We start from the raw sequence: 16,819 nt of genomic DNA, 5'->3' as shown, positions 1-16,819 counted from the left end.
CAGATGCAGGGAGCGTTGGCGATCTTCACAGTTAATCTTAAAAGAATCATCAAACTAATCGCCTAACTCTGTAAACTCAGAGAAAAAAAGACTCAAATTCTTCCATTCAGCCCTTTTTGAACACCCGCTGATAAACAGCTAACCATCGCGAATGCAGAAATAAAAAAAGCGACCAAGTAAAATCATGCCTTACTTGATCGCTTCTAATTATTGCCTTTATGAAAGAAGGTGCTTTTTCAGTGCCCTCCCAAACCGCGGGGCGTTTTTGCAATAGGATAACAAAATCACCAATTTATGACCAGCGTTTTTAACACTCTTGTTTTTAAACTTTCTGTTATAAGTTCATTGCTATTGTTCTTCTCAATAATGTTTGGTGATTATTTATGGACCCAATTATGGATACTATTTGGGCTAATCGAATTCGCGTTAATTTTATTGTTTGCCTACGTACTTATTTGGAGTATTATCTATTGGGCAACACACCACAAAGCTGATAGACTTACTTACGCCCCGTTTCTCATAAATGTCATATTTCTGATAATGGTAATTGCTTTGCCATTGAATTTTATACGCAATCAGGTAAAGTTCAGTCTGCACCGAAGTGATTTTGAGGCCGCATCGCAAATGGCTTTTAAGGCACAGGCAGACACTTTCCAAAGGGTAAAACTGCCTGCCAATTACCAATACCTATCCATTAACGATGGCGTTGTACGTGTAGCGCATAATAAAACGGCATCGGCAGTTATCTTCTATACATTCCTTGGTGTGCCTGATGGCCAAGGCGGCTTTGTCAAGGTGTCTGGTGGGAAATTTGACACTGCTGAAAATGGAATTTTTGATAAGGTGTATGAAGTTAGATCTTTGGGAGACAATTGGTATTATGTGAAGGGCAATTAAACACGTAACAATAAGTTAAGAGCGGGGTCTAAATTCTACACCCATCGCTTATGAAAAAATACGCCGCTGCCTCCCTCCTATTCACTTTAGTGCTGATAACAGGCACCCTATTTGGCCAAAATAAGGCCGTTAAAATCGATACTATGATAAGGCGCAGCAACCGTATGGGCCTCTTCAGCGGTAATATATTGGTGATAGATGGCGGAAAGATCGTGTACAAAAATGCCATAGGTTTTACTGATGCAACTAAAACGAAAGCCCTCACCCCGGATTATCGCTTCCATATCGGTTCCATCGCCAAGGAATTCAATGCCGTGGGCATTATGATGCTGCAAGAGCAGGGCAAGCTTAACATCAACGATAAGCTATCGAAATTCTTGCCGCAGCTGCCTGCCTGGGCCGACTCCATCAGCATACAAAACCTACTGCAATACACCAGTGGCCTGCCCGATGTAAAGTGGAAAACGGTCATAGGAGACGCCAGCAATATGGCCGATATCATGAAGATTACCCATCTTGATTTTGCGCCAGGCACTCAATACAACTATAATAACAACAACGTGTTTATGCAGCGCCGCATCATCGAAAAGGTTACCGGCATGCCCTTCAATAAATTCGTAGAGGAGAAATTACTGAAGCCCGCCGGCATGGCAACCGCCGTTATAGACCCCGACTTAAACACCCCTTTGATGGCACGCTCCTACACCAACGATGGCAAGCAGGGCTCGTTCTTTTACCCTATTACCGGCTGGGTGGCCGTAACACTGGATGATTTCTACAAATGGGAACAGGCCTTAGAAAGCTTCAAACTCATCAGCCCGGCATCTACGCGCGTACTTGTTACGCCCTTTGCGCCGGATAAGCAATGCGGCCTGGGCGGCGGCACCATGCAGGGCGATAAGCTAGTGTTCCACCAGCACGATGGCGCAAGCGTTTATTACCAGGCCCTCATCGTAGGCAACCAGCCCAAAGGCCGCACGGTGATACTGATGACCAATAACAAGCAAGAGAATATCTTCGATATAGACAACGCAATAGAGGATATACTCGATGGCAAGCCCTATAGCCAGCCCAAACGCTCTATACTGGCCGATTACCGCAAACAGTTGGATACGCTAAGCGGCGCGCAGGTACTGGCTTTGTATCAGGATCTGAAAGCCAAACACCTCGCCGAATACGCTTTCTACAATGAATCTACGTTGAATGAAATAGGCTACGCGCTGATGGGCGCTAAAAACATTGATGCCGCCATCGTGGTGTTAAAGTACAACACCACCCTATTCCCTACATCAGGCAATGCATTCGATAGCCTGGGCGAAGCCTATTACAACAAAGGCGATAAAACCAAAGCGCTATTGAACTACAAACGCTCCCTGCAGTTGGATCCAACTAATGAAACGGCGAAGAAAGTGATAAAGGAGCTGGCGGGGAAGTAGGCGTTAGGGCATTCCCAAAACAGTTCGTCATTGAGGAACGAAGCAATCTCTAAGCTGAGCATGACCGCTTTGCATACCGGGAGATTGCTTCGTTCCTCAATGACGTGGTGGAGAACAAACGCAAAATCATACACAAAAAAAACCGGCAAACTTCACAGCCTGCCGGTTCCCGGGGGATTAGTACCCTTGTTTTATGATGTCTAAAAATCGTCTTCGGCCGGCAATAGCACTGCTTTTTTGGCAGCTTCGGCAGCTATGGATTTTTTGGTTTTATGTTTCTCTATCTGCAGTCGCAGGCTTTCAACTACTGCATCTGTTGCTTCTTCAAAAGTTTTACACTTTTCTTTAGCAAAAATCTGGTTGCCCGGCAGCAGCAGTTTTATCTCCGTTATCTTGTTTGCTTCGTCTTTTACATTCTCCAGTTTTAAATAAACCTCGCCACTAATAATGTGGTCATAAAATGTTTCCAGCTTGTCAACCTTTTTTTGGATGAAACTCAGCAGTTTCTGGTCTGCTGTAAAGTGAATAGATTGCACTGTAATTTTCATTTTTCCTCCTTTTTAACCCTTTGGATGGGCTTGTTTGTAAATAGACTTTAAACGTTCAACTGAATTGTGGGTATAAATTTGGGTAGCGCTCAGGCTGGCGTGCCCCAAAAGTTCTTTAATGGCGTTAAGGTCGGCGCCATTATTTAGTAAGGTTGTTGCAAAGGTGTGCCGCAGCACGTGGGGGCTCTTTTTATTTTGGGTTGATATGTTGCCAAGGTGTTTATTCACTATCAGGTAAATTAACTTAGGGTATGCTGCTGTTCCTTTAGTTGTAACGATAAAAGTTAAGGAATTGTTATGAAAATTTTCAATTCGTTTCGCCTCTATATACTCTTTTAGCAGTATCAGCAGTTCGTTATTGAGGGGTATTATCCTCTGTTTGTTGCGTTTACCTAAAACTTTGACGGTGTTTTCGTAGAAATTTATATCTGTATCCTGCAGACCCAATAATTCGGCCAGGCGCATGCCGGTGCCGAATAGCAACTCTATAACCGTTTTATCGCGGATGCCTTCAAAATCGTCAGCAAAAATAGGATTGCCGGGTTTATCCAGCTTACCATCCAGCATATCGGTAAGCTTGGCACCTTCTACCACGGTAGGCAAATTCTTCGGCGTTTTGGCCGGGCCCAGGCGCGATGCGGGGTTGGTTTGGATATCCCCCTCCTGCAACAAAAATTTGAAGTACTTGCGCAGGGTGGCCAGCTTGCGGTTAAGGCTGCGGGGTGCGAGGGTTTCATCGCTCACCATCCAGCTGCGGATATCGTGATGGGTAATTTCTGAGGGGTGGCTAATGGCTAATGGCTGGCCGGCAGGGTTCAAAAAAAGCATGAACTGCTCCAGATCCGACCGGTAGGCGGCTACAGTATGCGGCGAGTACCGTTTTTCGTATTGGATATACTGTATGAACTTGCCTAAAAACATAAAAACTATTTATACACACCGGAAAGGTAATGTACAAATAGTTTTTTTATGTTGACAAGAAAAAGTTTAAATTATTAATTGGCGGTGACGAGCAACTATTGACCGAACATTTCCTTTTCAACCCTTAAGTAATTTTCACTTACCCGCTTTGCCATGGACGTATAATTCTCCAAAAATTTCTTAAGTTCTCCCTTTGGCCGAAAAGACAAAATCATCCCTGTGGGCACGTTTCCATGAAATATTTTCAGAGAAGAGCTGCTGTTAAAATATTTGAGCAACTTTTCGCAAAGTTGAATTTTACTTGCACTATTAGCGATGCTTATTTTATACTTTCCACTATCCCATTTGCTGAACCTTACGTACGCCCCGGCTAAAAATGCCATCTTTTGTTCATCGGTAACCAATATGCTATCAATTAGAACTCCATAACGCGTTGTATCATTAAAAAGGTAATAGCTGTTAAGCCTTTCGGCGATGGCTTTTGAATCTATTTCGAAAGATGTGATATTTCCCCTATGGTTAAGGCGTTTAACTCCGTATTCGGATTTGCTGTAGTCTTTAGATAGCAGCGAGTCGATGATATGAACTATTACACCTCCCCCGGTTCATAATTATCAACCACGTTTTTGAAACCGGCATCGCCTCTTCGGCCCAAATAATCATTTAGTGTGCCTAATATAAACGCCTCCCGTTGCGCCTTATTAAGCTCCTGCGCCCCTGCTGTCGACGATACTACTATCATCAGCAAGGCAATCATAAGAAAGATGCGGTTATTCATGTGGTAGTTTAGGTATCCATTTAGCTGGGGTGGCTTTGGATCGGTTACTTAAAAATTCCCTAAAAGCATAAAAACTATTTATACACCCCAATAATTGAAATGTACAAATAGTTTTTTTATGTTGACAAGAAAAAGTTTGAAATTCTTTCCGCAGAAAAAATTAAACAGTTTCTATATTCATATTCTGCTTGTAGATGGCATGCTTAATTTCGTGCCTGCGTGTGATAGATTTCTTCTCGAATGCCTGACGGCTGCGAAGTTCTCTTAATACACCTGTTTTCTCGAATTTCTTCTTGAAGCGTTTCAATGCTTTATCCAATGATTCGCCGTCTTTTACGTTGATAATGATCATAATCCCAAATACCTCCTTTCAGGGACGACAAAGGTAGATAAATAATTTAAAATCTGAAACACAATATTTTAATATTTATTTAAGCGTTTCAACCTGCGTTTTTATCCGGATTGTTATCATAAATTTGGGCAACTATTGATCCCTAAATCAACATGTCCCCTGCTACAGTAAACCGTTTAAAAAGATATCGCGCGCTTGTTATTGGAGACCCGCAAAAGCTTTCGCTGGAGAGCAGGATCTTCAATACCTTTTCTTTCTTCGTGCTGCTTATACTGCTGTTCGAGGTGTTTTTCAATATCGCCATCCATATGTACGTATCAGCTGCACTGGCTTTGGGGGTGCTGGCGGTACAGTGCGTTTTATACTACATTGTTCGTTTTAAAAACAAGTTACAGCTTGCAGTAATACTCTCGGCTATTGAAATTAATGCTATAAAGGGGTTCGGATACTATTATAATGATGGTATAACCGGTGCCACCCTGCTGCTTTTTGCTGCATCGTTATTTGTACTGATGTCGGTATCGCACAAAAAACTATGGCCCTTTCTATTGGCTTTTAATGCCTTGGTAGTGTTATCAATTATCGTATCCGAATATCTGAACCCCGGTATCATCCAAAAACATTACGAAACACGTGGTGAGCAATTTGCCGATAACATTGTATCGTACCTGGTTACCATCATATTATTATATGTAGGCACTGCTGCTATCCGCCAAAGCTACACCCGCCAAAAAAACCTTACCGACGAGAAAGCCCTTGCCCTCGAACTGCTGAACGCCGAGAAAGTAAAGCTGTTCTCTATCATCGCACATGATTTGCGCACGCCGCTGGCATCGGTACAGCAGTATTTCACCGTAATGGCAGAAGTGGGTATAGATGCCGATGAAAGGGCCGAAATGGAGAAGAGCCTGATGGAAACCATTGGAAAAACGCAGGACCTGCTTACCAACCTGCTTAAATGGGCCAAGAACCAGATGCATGGCGAAACCGCCCACCTGCAGGCCGTACAACTAAGCACCTATCTGGAAGAAACTACCGAGTTGTTCCAGACCATAGCCGTAAAGAAGGATATTACCCTCACTACCATTGCCGACCAAACCATCACCGTACGCGCCGACCCGGATATGCTGCAGATTGTAATACGCAACCTGCTCAACAACGCCGTAAAGTTTACCCGCCCCGGTGGCCGCATCGTGATGAAAGCCATTGCCGATGGCGCCAACTGCGTTATCTCCATAAGCGATACCGGCATTGGCATACCGCGCAACAGGCAGGCGGATATCTTCTCGCTCAACACTTCATCAACCAACGGCACCGGCAACGAAAGCGGCACCGGCCTGGGGCTTGTACTTTGTAAAGATTATACCGAATTGCAGGGCGGCCGCATATGGTTCAACAGCGTGGAGAAAGAAAGCACTACCTTTTATATATCGCTGCCGTTGGTGCAGCTAAGGCTTTTTACGGAGCAGTAGTAAGCGGCGGCAGGCTGCGCTTATCGGCCGGTAGCGCCTGGAATTTTTTGTAGCTATCATTAATATACGCCACTAACGATTCGGCATTGTTATTACGCAGGAAAGCGTAAGTGGGACGGTACAGCGTGATGAAATTCTCCAAATCCTGGCCCTTTAGGGGCACTATGCTGCCCACGTAGGCTTTATTGAAAACTTCATCCACATGCCGCTCCTGCGCTTCGCGTTGGAAGTATTTTTTTAACCGCCTTGCATCCTTCCCCTCTTTGCTGAACCAGGTAGAGGGCGAAAAGGCATACACCTTGCTCTTGGTGTAAACCTCGGGGTATTCTTTCTGCGGATCGAAGGGCAGCCGGGTGGAGTGGATATTCACCTGCCCCAAAGCGATAGCTACCGAATTCATCGCCACCCTTTTAGGGCGCATATCAATTATGTACAAGGTATCGGGCGTGTAGCCAGGCGAAGTAAATATAAGGGTGTGCCCCGTAGCGGTTTTGATGCTGAAATCGCCGTTCTTATCCGTAAGGGTTATCTGCTTGTTGTTGTTATCGCGAATGAAAACATTGTTGAGCCTGGTATTGCTGCCATTCTCTACAACCGTCCCTTTTAAAAGGTCCTGTGCCTGGGCAAAGGTGGCTGCGATTAGCAAGAGGATGATTAGTGAGGATATCTTTTTCATAGCGGAAGGTATATGTAGTTTAACTTGCTTAAGGCTGCAATGGTTTGCTCAATTTAGCATTTACGCCAACAAAAAACCCGGCTTGCAGCCGGGTCATGTTGTTTATTGCTTTCTCCAGACATTGTTATCCGGGTTGTAATCGGGCAGTTGCTTATCCGGGTCGTACGTTACCGATTCTATCTCTTCGGTAGATGGGTACTTCACCACAAAGCTGTTGTTGCGTTCCCATATCTCTACCGGTAGTTTCAACCGGCTTACTTTGCCGCTAACGGTCTTGATATCCAATATCACCGGCATGGCCAGTTTCTCCATATTGGTGAGGGTGATGTAAGCGCCTTTCCCAGGGTCGCTGCCAATGTATTTTACATCGGTAACGGCAACATCCAAACGCCAGTTGTTTACAAACCAGCCCCTCCAGAACCATTGCAGGCTCTCGCCGCTGGCGTTCTCCATGGTGCGGAAGAAATCATCGGGCGTTGGGTGCTTAAATGCCCAGCGCGCCACATAGGTGCGGAAAGCGAAATCGAAACGCTCGGGGCCCAGTATCTGCTCGCGCAGCAAGGTAAGGCCTATGCCAGGCTTAAAGTAAAGCAGGGTGCCGTTGTTGGCCTCCTTCAAATTCTCCGGGTTGCTCAAAATTGGCTCCAGGCTTGGGTTGGTAAGCGCATTGCCTGTGCGCTGCATATCGGTTGCGCGTTTTGGGCCGTACTCGCCTTTGTTGAAATCGGCGGTGCTGAGGGTGTTGATGAAGGTATTGAAACCCTCGTCCATCCAACCGTACAGGCGTTCGTTAGAACCAACGATCATCGGGAACCAGGTGTGGCCGAACTCGTGGTCGTTAACACCCCATAGCGAGCTCCTTTTGGCGCGGTACCCGCAGAACACAATGCCCGGGTACTCCATGCCGCCCACGTTGCCCGCAACAGCGGTAGCCGCAGGGTAAGGGTATTCAAACCACTTTTGCGAGTTGAACTCGATAGATTTTTTCACGTACTCGGTGCTGCGGCCCCAGGCATCGTTGCCGTTGCTCTCCACCGGGTAAGCCGATATGGCGATAGATTTTTTGCCGCTTGGCAGGTCCATCTTAGCCGCATCAACAATAAATGCTGCGGATGATGCCCATGATACGTCGCGGGCGTTCTTGATCTTGAATTTCCAGGTGAGTTCTTTTTTGCCTGTGGGGCGCGATGCGGCGTTGGTAACCTCATCTGCCGAGCGGATGATCACCGTCGTCTCGCTTTTCTCAGCTTCTGCCCAACGTTTCAATTGCTCGGGTGTGTAAACTTCCGCAGGGTTCTGCAACTCGCCCGATGCTACCACAATGTGGTTGGCCGGCGCAGTAATAGCCAGGTCGAAATCGCCATACTCCAAGTAAAACTCGCTCGGGCCGGTGTATGGCAGGGCGTTCCAGCCCATTATATCGTCGTACACGTACATGCGGGGGTACCATTGCGCTATGGTGTATATCTTGCCGTTTTTGGTATTGAGGATACCCGTACGGTCGCTCCCATACTCGGGCGCGATGTAGCTGTACTCGATGTTCAGCTTTACGATACCGCCGTTAGGCTTAACCGACTCAGGCAAAAAGATCTGCATGCGGGTATCGTTGATGAGGTATTTAACATCTACCCCGCCAATTTTTACCGATTTTATCTTGTAACCGCCTTCGGCCATATCGCCGTGGCCGCCGTTACGGCTGCCGCTCGGCGGGATGATAGCCGTACCGCGCGAATCTGACTTGAACAGGTTCTGATCCAGCTGCATCCACAAAAAGCCCAGGCTTTGCGGACTGTTGTTGGTATAGGTAAGGGCCTCGGTGCCCAAAATTTCGTTAGTTTGATCGTTAAGATGGGCCGTTAACTGGTAGTCGGCACGGTTTTGCCAGTATTTAGGGCCGGGCTGCCCATCCGCAGCCCGGTATTCGCTGCCATTTTTGGTGTAGAACAGCGGCGCAAAGGCGTCGTGGTAATTGTAGTTGGATGCTGCGGGACTGGCAGGCGTTTGCTGTGCCTGCGCGGCACTGCCAACAGCCATCATGGCCAGCGCACAGCCGGCTAACAGGTTTAATCTCATAATAATAAAATCAGTAATTGTATTTAATGTGCAAGTATAGTAAATATGGATTATGGATTAAATTTATTGCATGGTTGTAATGAGGAAGTTACCAAATTATTAAAAGGGTGTGCCGGGGTATGGTTTTGATTAGACACGATGGAGAGCATGCGCGCTATCTTTGAGTAGCACTTCAGTTTACAGTAAAAAAAACAAAGCATAAAATGCTGCATAACGAATTAAACAAAAATGGACGCACCTTTGTTACGAGAACTTTTTCTACTTTTACAAAAAACCTAAGATTTCTATCATAGCTCTAATCGCATGCCGATATTATACGTAGACAATTTTCGCGGATTTCAAGCAACATATTTGCCATTAAAGGATATCAATTTTTTTGTTGGGGAGAACAGCACAGGGAAGTCTTCTATTATTAAATTACTTGGTATCTTATCCTCGCAAGGATTTTGGCGCTACAATATATTTGGTGAAGAAGATACGACTTTAGGTAGTTTTTCTGAGATAATAACTTCCAATAGCAATAAGGCACATTTCGAAACTGCTTTTATAGGAAAAAAAAATGAACGTTCGACGGCCGTTTCTGCCATTAAGATAAGGTTTATCGAAAAAGATGGATACCCCGTACCGAAAGAAATTAGCTATTGCGATAACGCCCTTAACCTTCAAGTAACAGTTGAAGGGCGCTTTTTAAAATATCGGTATAAATGGACCGAGAGTGAGCAAATACTTTCAGAAAACGTCGATAACTTTAAATTGTGGATTTCGGACAATGGATTAAATGGTATTGAATTTAAACGTTTAGCACTTGACTTGACTTCCTCTCTTTCAATCTTAAGACAGCTGCAGACGGCAGTTCAGATTGAAAGGTTAAAAATCAATGATGATAAAAATGAAGTAGAAATTTCAATACCTTATTTGCTTAATAGCGTTGCTTGGTTTGCACCGTCGTTAGTCGCCCCTTTAAAAGTTTATAACCTTGTTCAGTTAGTTTTCACTGCAAAGGGCGAGCATTTCGCATCCGTTTTGCGCGATATTATTGAAGGTCGTGATGTCAAAAGCATTCTTAATCGCTTTGGCGCAGATAGCGGACTTTTTGAAGATATCAATGTCAAAAATCTTGAGACCATCTCTGAAGACGCATTTGAGATCCAAATTACTATAAATGAAAATAAATTGAATATTGTCAACGTAGGTTATGGAGTTTCCCAAATTTTACCATTTATTTTGGAAGCAATTGCCCGCCCGGATAATACATTACTTATAGTTCAACAACCCGAAACACATTTACATCCTAAAGCTCAAGCAGCAGTTGGAGAGTTTATTTTTAAATCTAATCAAAGCGATCACCAAAAGTTCATTCTTGAAACACATAGTGATTACATTATAGATCGCTATCGGATTCGTTTACATAAGGCATTTAAAAAACAAGAAGAATATGAGTCAGGGCAGGTGGTTTTTTTTAAGAGGGACAACAATGGAAACAATGTTCAATTTATTGACATAAATCCAGACGGCTCTTACAGTGATAATCAACCTGACGAATTCCGTGATTTTTTTCTAAAAGAACAATTAAGCTTATTAAAAATATAGCATGTGTATTATCATCGATACGAATACTTTGGCCAATGTTTTTGAAGATGATGCTCAGCGACATCATGATTTTCTGCCAGTTCGAGAGTGGGTACTATTTGGTAGAGGTAAAGTTATCTATGGCGGGTCCAAATACACTCGTGAATTAAACAAATATTTAGGGTTATTTAACGAACTACGAAAGAAAAAACGGGCAATTTATATTGATGATCACCTTATTGATGCAGAAGAAATTGTAGTTGGTCATCAAATTCAACACGCCAATTTTGATGACCAGCATTTGGTGGCATTATTGCGGATATCGGGTTGCAAATTAATTTGTTCATTAGACGAAAGGGCATATCCCTATTTCAGGCACGAAGATTTTTTTGGGCGAGCTGCGAAACGACCGCGGATTTATAATCAATATAGAAATCGCGATCTTTTGGTACAACGAAATATCGCGCCAATTTGTCAACAATAAATAAGTTTTTACACAAATTATCATGGGAAGTACAGGTTCAGGATCATTTACAGATTACTCAAAACGCAAACCCACTAACGCAGAAGAGGCAAATGGCGGGTCAAGCGGTGTGGACAAATGCGGGTTGGGCTTTTCAGCCAACTTAGAAGAAGTTGCCCGATGTTTTTATTTCATTAATTATGGTGACGTCCCCCCAGGTGGCACTACTGTAAAAGTAGCGTTTAATGGTCACAGAATTGCTGTTGAAACCGACCTTGGCGAAGAAATTGGTTATTTACCTACAAAATATAATTATATTAAAATTTGCTTGGATGATAGTTTTGCATATCACGGGGTTGTCAATAGTTCACGCACAACGCCAACTCCCACAGTATTAGTTGATATCGTTCCAATATAATGGCGGAAACACGAATTTGTTTGATAGGCGATATAGTTGTTGATATTACGTTAAAAACAACTACGACACCAACTAAAATGCGTTTAGGAGGCATCATTCATGCCGCAAGATCTCTGTGGGCCCAGGGAATTCCGTTTGAAGTTGCGTATTTCGCTCCTGCTTATCTCGACAGCCAAATAGTTGATTATTTAAATAGTAACGGCTGTACTGAAATTACTAAAGTAGGAAACGTTGTGGGCGCGCCTTATCTTTTTTTAATTGAGGAAGTTAAGGAAGCGGGTAATCAAGGTTACGAATTTATTCTTCGAGACCAAATTAAGGTAGAATATGATTTTACTGCGATTGAACATTTTTTAAGTTGTGATTATACAGATTGCCTTTTTATTTCAGGGAACTACGATATAAATAGATTTTTAAAGAATATAAAGGGTCGAGTGCATATCGATGTTGCTAACAATATTGACGATTTTTCATTATTTTCTTCAGTTTCGAGAAAGATCGACACGATTTTTGTTTCTACATCATCGACTATTTTTCAAAATTTTTATGATAATCATTTTCAAGATTTCGCTGACCTATTTCGACCATTCACGAACTTGTTGATATTAAAAGAAAATCGCGGCGGCAGTCGCGGATTTGATTTTGATTCTGATGATTACCTTTCTGTTGGTGCTCAAACTCAACCGATCATTCATTCAGTTGGGGTCGGCGATGTGTATGACGCTTGTTTTGTCATTCAAAAAAACTTTTTAGGCGTTCGTCACGCTATGACATTAGCGTCATGGCTTGCTGCGGAATATGCCCAAACTACTTATCCAGATGATTTTAAAACTCAAGTAAATCGCCTTTTAAAAGCTAACCTAGGTGACCTTCTCAGCTTGGGCGGCGTTTGTGTACCGTGGGAACAGAGGTCTAATATCCATATTTACATAGCTGCGCCTGATTTTGATCACGTTGATACTACCTTTATTGATATTTTATACGATGCTTTAATTTATCACAATTTCAACCCCCACCGGCCTATTTTAGAAAATGGACAAATGGAAGTTGGTGCTTCAAAAAAACGAAAGCAAGTTTTGTTTGAAAATGACATGCTGTTATTAGACCGCTGCCAAATTTTAATTGCCATATTACTTTACAATGATCCTGGAACTTTAATTGAAATTGGGATATCAGCAGCAAGAGGTTTACCAACATTAGTATTTGACCCCTATTGTATCGCAAATAACTGTATGTTAACAGAATTGCCTCTAATAGTATCCGACGATCTTGATAATATCATTGCTGAGGTTTTCATCCAATCAAATTTATTATTAAATGGAGAATAAAGATGGTGTTCTATTGGCCTCCGGTGGCTTAGACTCAACCACAATGGCCTATTGGTTAAAAAAACAACAAATCGAGTTCGTACCACTTTTTATAAATTATGGTCAACATTGCGCTGATACAGAGCTTAAGTCCCTAAAAAAAGTACTTCCAACGGAATATCAAGATAAAATTGAATGCATTGATATTCAGTCTGTCTACGCGAAATCGCGTTCGAGGTTCATTCGGGAAGCAAACTTATGGGAAGAAGAAATTACTGCTGATGAGCTTTATATTCCTTACCGAAACGTACTTTTGCTGACTATTGGTGCCACTTTTGCACAAACATTAGGATTGAATAACGTTTACTCTGCCTTTATTAATAGTAATCACGCCAAAGAAATCGATTGTTCTAATGAATTTTTCGATAAAATGGAAGGGATGTTGAAAGAATATGGTTCAGTAAAAATCAACATGCCATTTCGTTATTACTCAAAATACGAAGTAGCGAAATTGGGTGTTTCATTGGGAGCTGCAATAGGCGAAACTTTTTCTTGTCAAGCTTCTTCTATTATCCCATGTGGTGCGTGTCCCAACTGCGTAGACCGTCTCGAAGCAATTAGACGAATTGAAAACGAATAATGCCACTATGACAATAGTATTAGAAGCGCGAAAATTAGCAAATTACATCGAGAGTTTAGAAACATTTCAAACGGTTAATTTCAATCGTGAATATTGCTACGACCATATGGGCGCTTTATTTACCGATATTGTTTTACAGGCCGGTTTAAATTATAAAACTGTTGTTAGGCCTCGCGTTCAAAATCTATTATTGAATCATCCAGACGCGAATACATGCACAAAATTCGAAGAACTAATTAATATATATGGGCTTAGCCAAATCATTCGCTGGCAACATCCTGAAAAACTGCGTCGCTTTAGAGATCTTTTGGAATTCGCTTCATCATACGGCGTTGATTCCTGTGACGATTTTCGATCATTCTTAAAAGCAGATCGTAACAGAAATAAAATGCGCATGTTAAAAGGATTCGGCCCCAAAACGATAGACTACACATTAAAGTTGCTTAATTTTGACACAGTAGCTGTAGATCGACATATATATTCATTTGTCGAGATGGCTGATATCGATACCATCGGTTATGACTACACCAAGAAATTGGTTGAATACGCTGCAGACTTCTTGGAGATTTCAAGGTCTTCAATTGACCATAGTATCTGGTTATTTATGTCTGGTAGGTCTACTAATATAACAACGCAACTCTCAATGCAAATTTAGTATCTCCGCCCTTGTTGGTGTTGTCACCAAACAAGCTAATGACGTTCCGGGAATAAATTTCATTCATCAAAATAAAAGCCGTTGGTCACAAGACCAACAGCGGCGGGGCATCGTAAAAGAAGGCAACTGGCTTCGTTTCGCATTCGAGGGCCAGGGCAGTGAAGCCCCCCACCCTGGCGCGCGATGCAGCGCAGGCCAAGCGGGCAGAGCACTCGTGCCCAACCACATTGCAAAGAAAGTCACGAGTACGCCAAGCTCTTTCCTTGCGCTACCTACTGGCGCCGGAAACTGTGCTATTGGTTTGTCCCTAATCCCCTCTCCCGCCTTAGGGATTGGCGTCCCGACGGTAGTTGGGAGCCTTCGCGCGTAAGGCCTGCAGGCGTATGAGCAGAAAGCCCGGCCCGCAGGGAAGGCCATCATTGGTATGTGGTAAATGGGGAGCGGTGAGTGATTACATTGGGGCTAAACCTCGCTCCCCCCACGTCATGCCGGATTTATTTCGGCACCCCACACGGCAAGTAAACGGCATGCAAAGCGGCTCAGCAAGGTGGTGACTTTTATGATGGGGTGTTGAAAAAAGTTCAACATGACGGTTTTTTATTTAATAAACCCCACGTCATGCCGAATTTATTTCGGCACCCCACACGGCAGGTAAACGGCATGCAAAGCGGCTAAGCAATTGGCCACTTTTATGATGGGGTGTTGAAACAAGTTCAACATGACGACAGTTTTAATTTCTCGCCGCCGTTGGTCACCAAACTAACCGCGGCGGGAGCTAAAACAAACGCCGTTGGCCTTGTGACCAACGGCGTAAGCTAATATTGAATAGATGCGTTTAAGCGAACGATACGATCATTACCTTACCTTAAGACTTTGGCGCGGCAGCTATTTTTAACAGTTCGGCGTCGGGATGGTTACGAACTACGGGTTTAACGTCAAGTATCATTACCGCGCCATTGGCTGTTGTGTAAGCCGGCCATTGCGGCAAGCCGGGTGTATTGGGGTTACCTGTGGCGGCAAAATTGATCCAGGCGCTGCTTATTTTGGCGGCAAGCGCATAGGCATCTTTGCCACCGCCTGTCATTTCTTCGCAGCGTTTGATATTATCAAATTGAAAGGCAATATCCATACAATGCATCGCTTTATACATACCATCGTTTACGGGCGACTGCCAGGTAAAAAGGTACATGTACACCGGCGCCGCGCCCTGTAGTGCCGATTTTTGATCTGCCTGCTTAATGGCTAAGGAACGAAAACCAAATTCGATATCAATATACTCCGATGGCTTGCTGGTGTTTGGATACGCCTGCTTTACGGCCGCCATGTAGGCATCTGTGTTACTGCCATACTTCTGCTGCAGCGTTGTCTTTACCTTGTCCATGGTGAGGTCCTTAGGCGTGGGAGCGAAAGCTGCAAATTCATTTTTTGTGGTGCCTACCAACAAGGGTATTTCCCTGGCCAGTTCCATTGCCTTAGCGTCGGCAGGTTGGTAAGGGAACATTTCGCCATCCAGTACGGCATTCCAGCCTACATTGGTGGGGTGCCCTTCTTTCCTTAATTCGGCGCCAACTTTTACTAACGCTTTTTTGCTTGCTAAGTTCAAGGTTTCGTAAGGGATCTTTTGAAGCGAATCTACCTGCGAGGGCTGCAGATGTAATTCGGCAAGCAAGGCTGCCGCTACCCGTTGCGAAACAGCTTTATCTGTGAACGAAGTAATATAGCTGCCGCTTTCAACAATAGCCTTTTGAAACAGGCCCTTTGCCAGGGGCGTATTCATCAGGCAGGTAACTTTCCCTCCCCCGCCGGATTGCCCGAAAATGGTGACATTGTTTGGATCGCCCCCAAATTGAGCAATGTTTTCTTTTACCCATTGCAAAGCTGCTATCAGGTCGGCAAGCCCGGCATTGCCTGAATTCTTATATTTTTCGCCATAGGCAGAAAGATCGAGAAAGCCCAAAACATTTAAGCGATGATTTACCGAAACCAAAACAACGTCGCCCTTTTTGGCGAGGTTTTCACCATCGTAGGATGGCAGTTCGATAGATGAGCCTGCGGTAAATCCGCCTCCGTGCAACCAAACCATTACGGGTCGTTTTTTACCGTCGTTTAATTTCTGTGTCCACACGTTTAAGGTTTGGCAATGCTCGTTATTATAGCCTAAATTATGGTTAAAAGCAAATTCAAAAGGGTCGCTTACGCTGGTAGTAGGGTCTGTTGGGCAAACGGGGCCATAGGTCATGGAGCTGCGTACATCCGTCCAGGGGGTTGGTTTTTGCGGCAGGGTAAAGCGGTCCGCCTTTGCATAAGGGATGCCCTTAAAAGTAAAGATATTATTGTGGATATAGCCCTTTACTTTACCGTACACGGTAGTGGTTACCGCGATATCCGCGCCTGCTTTCACGGCGTACTGGGTTTGTGCAAATGTGGTTGTACTGAGCAGGCACAGGCACAATAATGTTGACAGCGTTATCTTTATTCTCATATAGTTTTTTGTTGGTTACAATTTACATTGCGTAAATATAACGCAATGACATTTAAAAACTATCTATATAAAATAAATTTCTGCCGTAGTTGGTCCCCGGCTTGTGGCAGCAAGTGATGATTAACGTCATCG

16 protein-coding genes are annotated in these 16,819 nt (G+C 43.8%); 9 read left to right on the top strand and 7 right to left on the bottom strand.

The annotated features are described in order from the left end of the window. Positions 1-294 precede the first annotated feature (294 nt). Positions 295-897 carry a hypothetical protein gene (locus tag AC1DXC_RS22105; RefSeq protein WP_477461342.1) on the top strand — a complete coding sequence of 201 codons (603 nt, stop codon included), beginning with the start codon at positions 295-297 and terminating at the stop codon, positions 895-897. A 50-nt stretch (positions 898-947) separates the two neighbouring features. Continuing rightward, positions 948-2,333, top strand: coding sequence for a serine hydrolase (locus AC1DXC_RS22100; protein ID WP_477461341.1), 1,386 nt, complete (start codon positions 948-950; stop codon positions 2,331-2,333). 200 nt (positions 2,334-2,533) lie between these two features. Here the strand turns inward: AC1DXC_RS22100 and hpf are convergent, their stop codons facing one another. From hpf to rpsU, 4 genes are all read right to left on the bottom strand, one after another. Beyond that, complete coding sequence (hpf, locus tag AC1DXC_RS22095; protein ID WP_477461340.1) at positions 2,534-2,881, bottom strand: ribosome hibernation-promoting factor, HPF/YfiA family; 348 nt, start codon at positions 2,879-2,881, stop codon at positions 2,534-2,536. Between the two features lie 12 nt (positions 2,882-2,893). Then, a complete protein-coding gene (locus AC1DXC_RS22090) occupies positions 2,894-3,802 on the bottom strand; it encodes a tyrosine-type recombinase/integrase (RefSeq protein WP_477461339.1) in 909 nt (302 codons plus the stop codon). A gap of 589 nt (positions 3,803-4,391) precedes the next feature. Continuing rightward, complete coding sequence (locus AC1DXC_RS22085) at positions 4,392-4,580, bottom strand: hypothetical protein (RefSeq protein ID WP_477461338.1); 189 nt, start codon at positions 4,578-4,580, stop codon at positions 4,392-4,394. A gap of 160 nt (positions 4,581-4,740) precedes the next feature. Next, on the bottom strand, positions 4,741-4,932 hold the full coding sequence (gene rpsU, locus AC1DXC_RS22080; protein ID WP_128531938.1) for a 30S ribosomal protein S21: 192 nt from the start codon (positions 4,930-4,932) through the stop codon (positions 4,741-4,743). Between the two features lie 152 nt (positions 4,933-5,084). Here rpsU and AC1DXC_RS22075 point away from each other — a divergent pair, with 152 nt between their 5' ends. Beyond that, complete coding sequence (locus AC1DXC_RS22075) at positions 5,085-6,404, top strand: sensor histidine kinase (RefSeq protein WP_477461337.1); 1,320 nt, start codon at positions 5,085-5,087, stop codon at positions 6,402-6,404. Here the strand turns inward: AC1DXC_RS22075 and AC1DXC_RS22070 are convergent. Together AC1DXC_RS22070 and AC1DXC_RS22065 are read right to left on the bottom strand one after the other, a co-directional pair. Then, positions 6,391-7,080 carry a carboxypeptidase-like regulatory domain-containing protein gene (locus tag AC1DXC_RS22070; RefSeq protein ID WP_477461336.1) on the bottom strand — a complete coding sequence of 230 codons (690 nt, stop codon included), beginning with the start codon at positions 7,078-7,080 and terminating at the stop codon, positions 6,391-6,393. The two genes, AC1DXC_RS22075 and AC1DXC_RS22070, sit on opposite strands and share 14 nt — an antisense overlap. A 102-nt stretch (positions 7,081-7,182) precedes the next feature. Continuing rightward, complete coding sequence (locus tag AC1DXC_RS22065) at positions 7,183-8,163, bottom strand: M1 family aminopeptidase (RefSeq protein WP_477461343.1); 981 nt, start codon at positions 8,161-8,163, stop codon at positions 7,183-7,185. A gap of 1,293 nt (positions 8,164-9,456) precedes the next feature. On the opposite strand from AC1DXC_RS22065, the gene AC1DXC_RS22060 reads away from it, so the two are divergent. The 6 genes from AC1DXC_RS22060 to AC1DXC_RS22035 are packed head-to-tail and all read left to right on the top strand — an operon-like array spanning position 9,457 to position 14,205. After that, on the top strand, positions 9,457-10,743 hold the full coding sequence (locus tag AC1DXC_RS22060; protein ID WP_477461335.1) for an AAA family ATPase: 1,287 nt from the start codon (positions 9,457-9,459) through the stop codon (positions 10,741-10,743). A 1-nt stretch (position 10,744) separates the two neighbouring features. After that, positions 10,745-11,206: a hypothetical protein gene (locus AC1DXC_RS22055; RefSeq protein ID WP_477461334.1), complete on the top strand. Its 462-nt coding sequence runs from the start codon at positions 10,745-10,747 to the stop codon at positions 11,204-11,206. A gap of 22 nt (positions 11,207-11,228) precedes the next feature. Beyond that, on the top strand, positions 11,229-11,603 hold the full coding sequence (locus AC1DXC_RS22050; protein WP_477461333.1) for a hypothetical protein: 375 nt from the start codon (positions 11,229-11,231) through the stop codon (positions 11,601-11,603). Then, positions 11,603-12,931, top strand: coding sequence for a nucleoside 2-deoxyribosyltransferase (locus tag AC1DXC_RS22045; protein ID WP_477461332.1), 1,329 nt, complete (start codon positions 11,603-11,605; stop codon positions 12,929-12,931). The genes AC1DXC_RS22050 and AC1DXC_RS22045 overlap by 1 nt, the downstream gene beginning before the upstream one ends. After that, entirely contained in the window at positions 12,921-13,550 is a 630-nt protein-coding gene (locus tag AC1DXC_RS22040) for a 7-cyano-7-deazaguanine synthase (RefSeq protein WP_477461331.1), read from the top strand. Before AC1DXC_RS22045 ends, AC1DXC_RS22040 begins: the two co-directional genes overlap by 11 nt. Before the next feature lie 7 nt (positions 13,551-13,557). Next, entirely contained in the window at positions 13,558-14,205 is a 648-nt protein-coding gene (locus AC1DXC_RS22035) for an HhH-GDP family DNA glycosylase (protein ID WP_477461330.1), read from the top strand. Between the two features lie 865 nt (positions 14,206-15,070). On the opposite strand, the gene AC1DXC_RS22030 is transcribed toward AC1DXC_RS22035, so the two are convergent. Next, positions 15,071-16,687 (bottom strand): carboxylesterase/lipase family protein, encoded by a 1,617-nt coding sequence (locus AC1DXC_RS22030; RefSeq protein WP_477461329.1) that lies wholly within the window; start codon positions 16,685-16,687, stop codon positions 15,071-15,073. Positions 16,688-16,819: the final 132 nt, after the last annotated feature.

The sequence above is a fragment of the Mucilaginibacter sp. P2_D11 genome (assembly GCF_056404435.1).
Note: the sequence above shows the minus strand (reverse complement) of the source record. Positions and strands in the feature narration are given on the sequence as shown.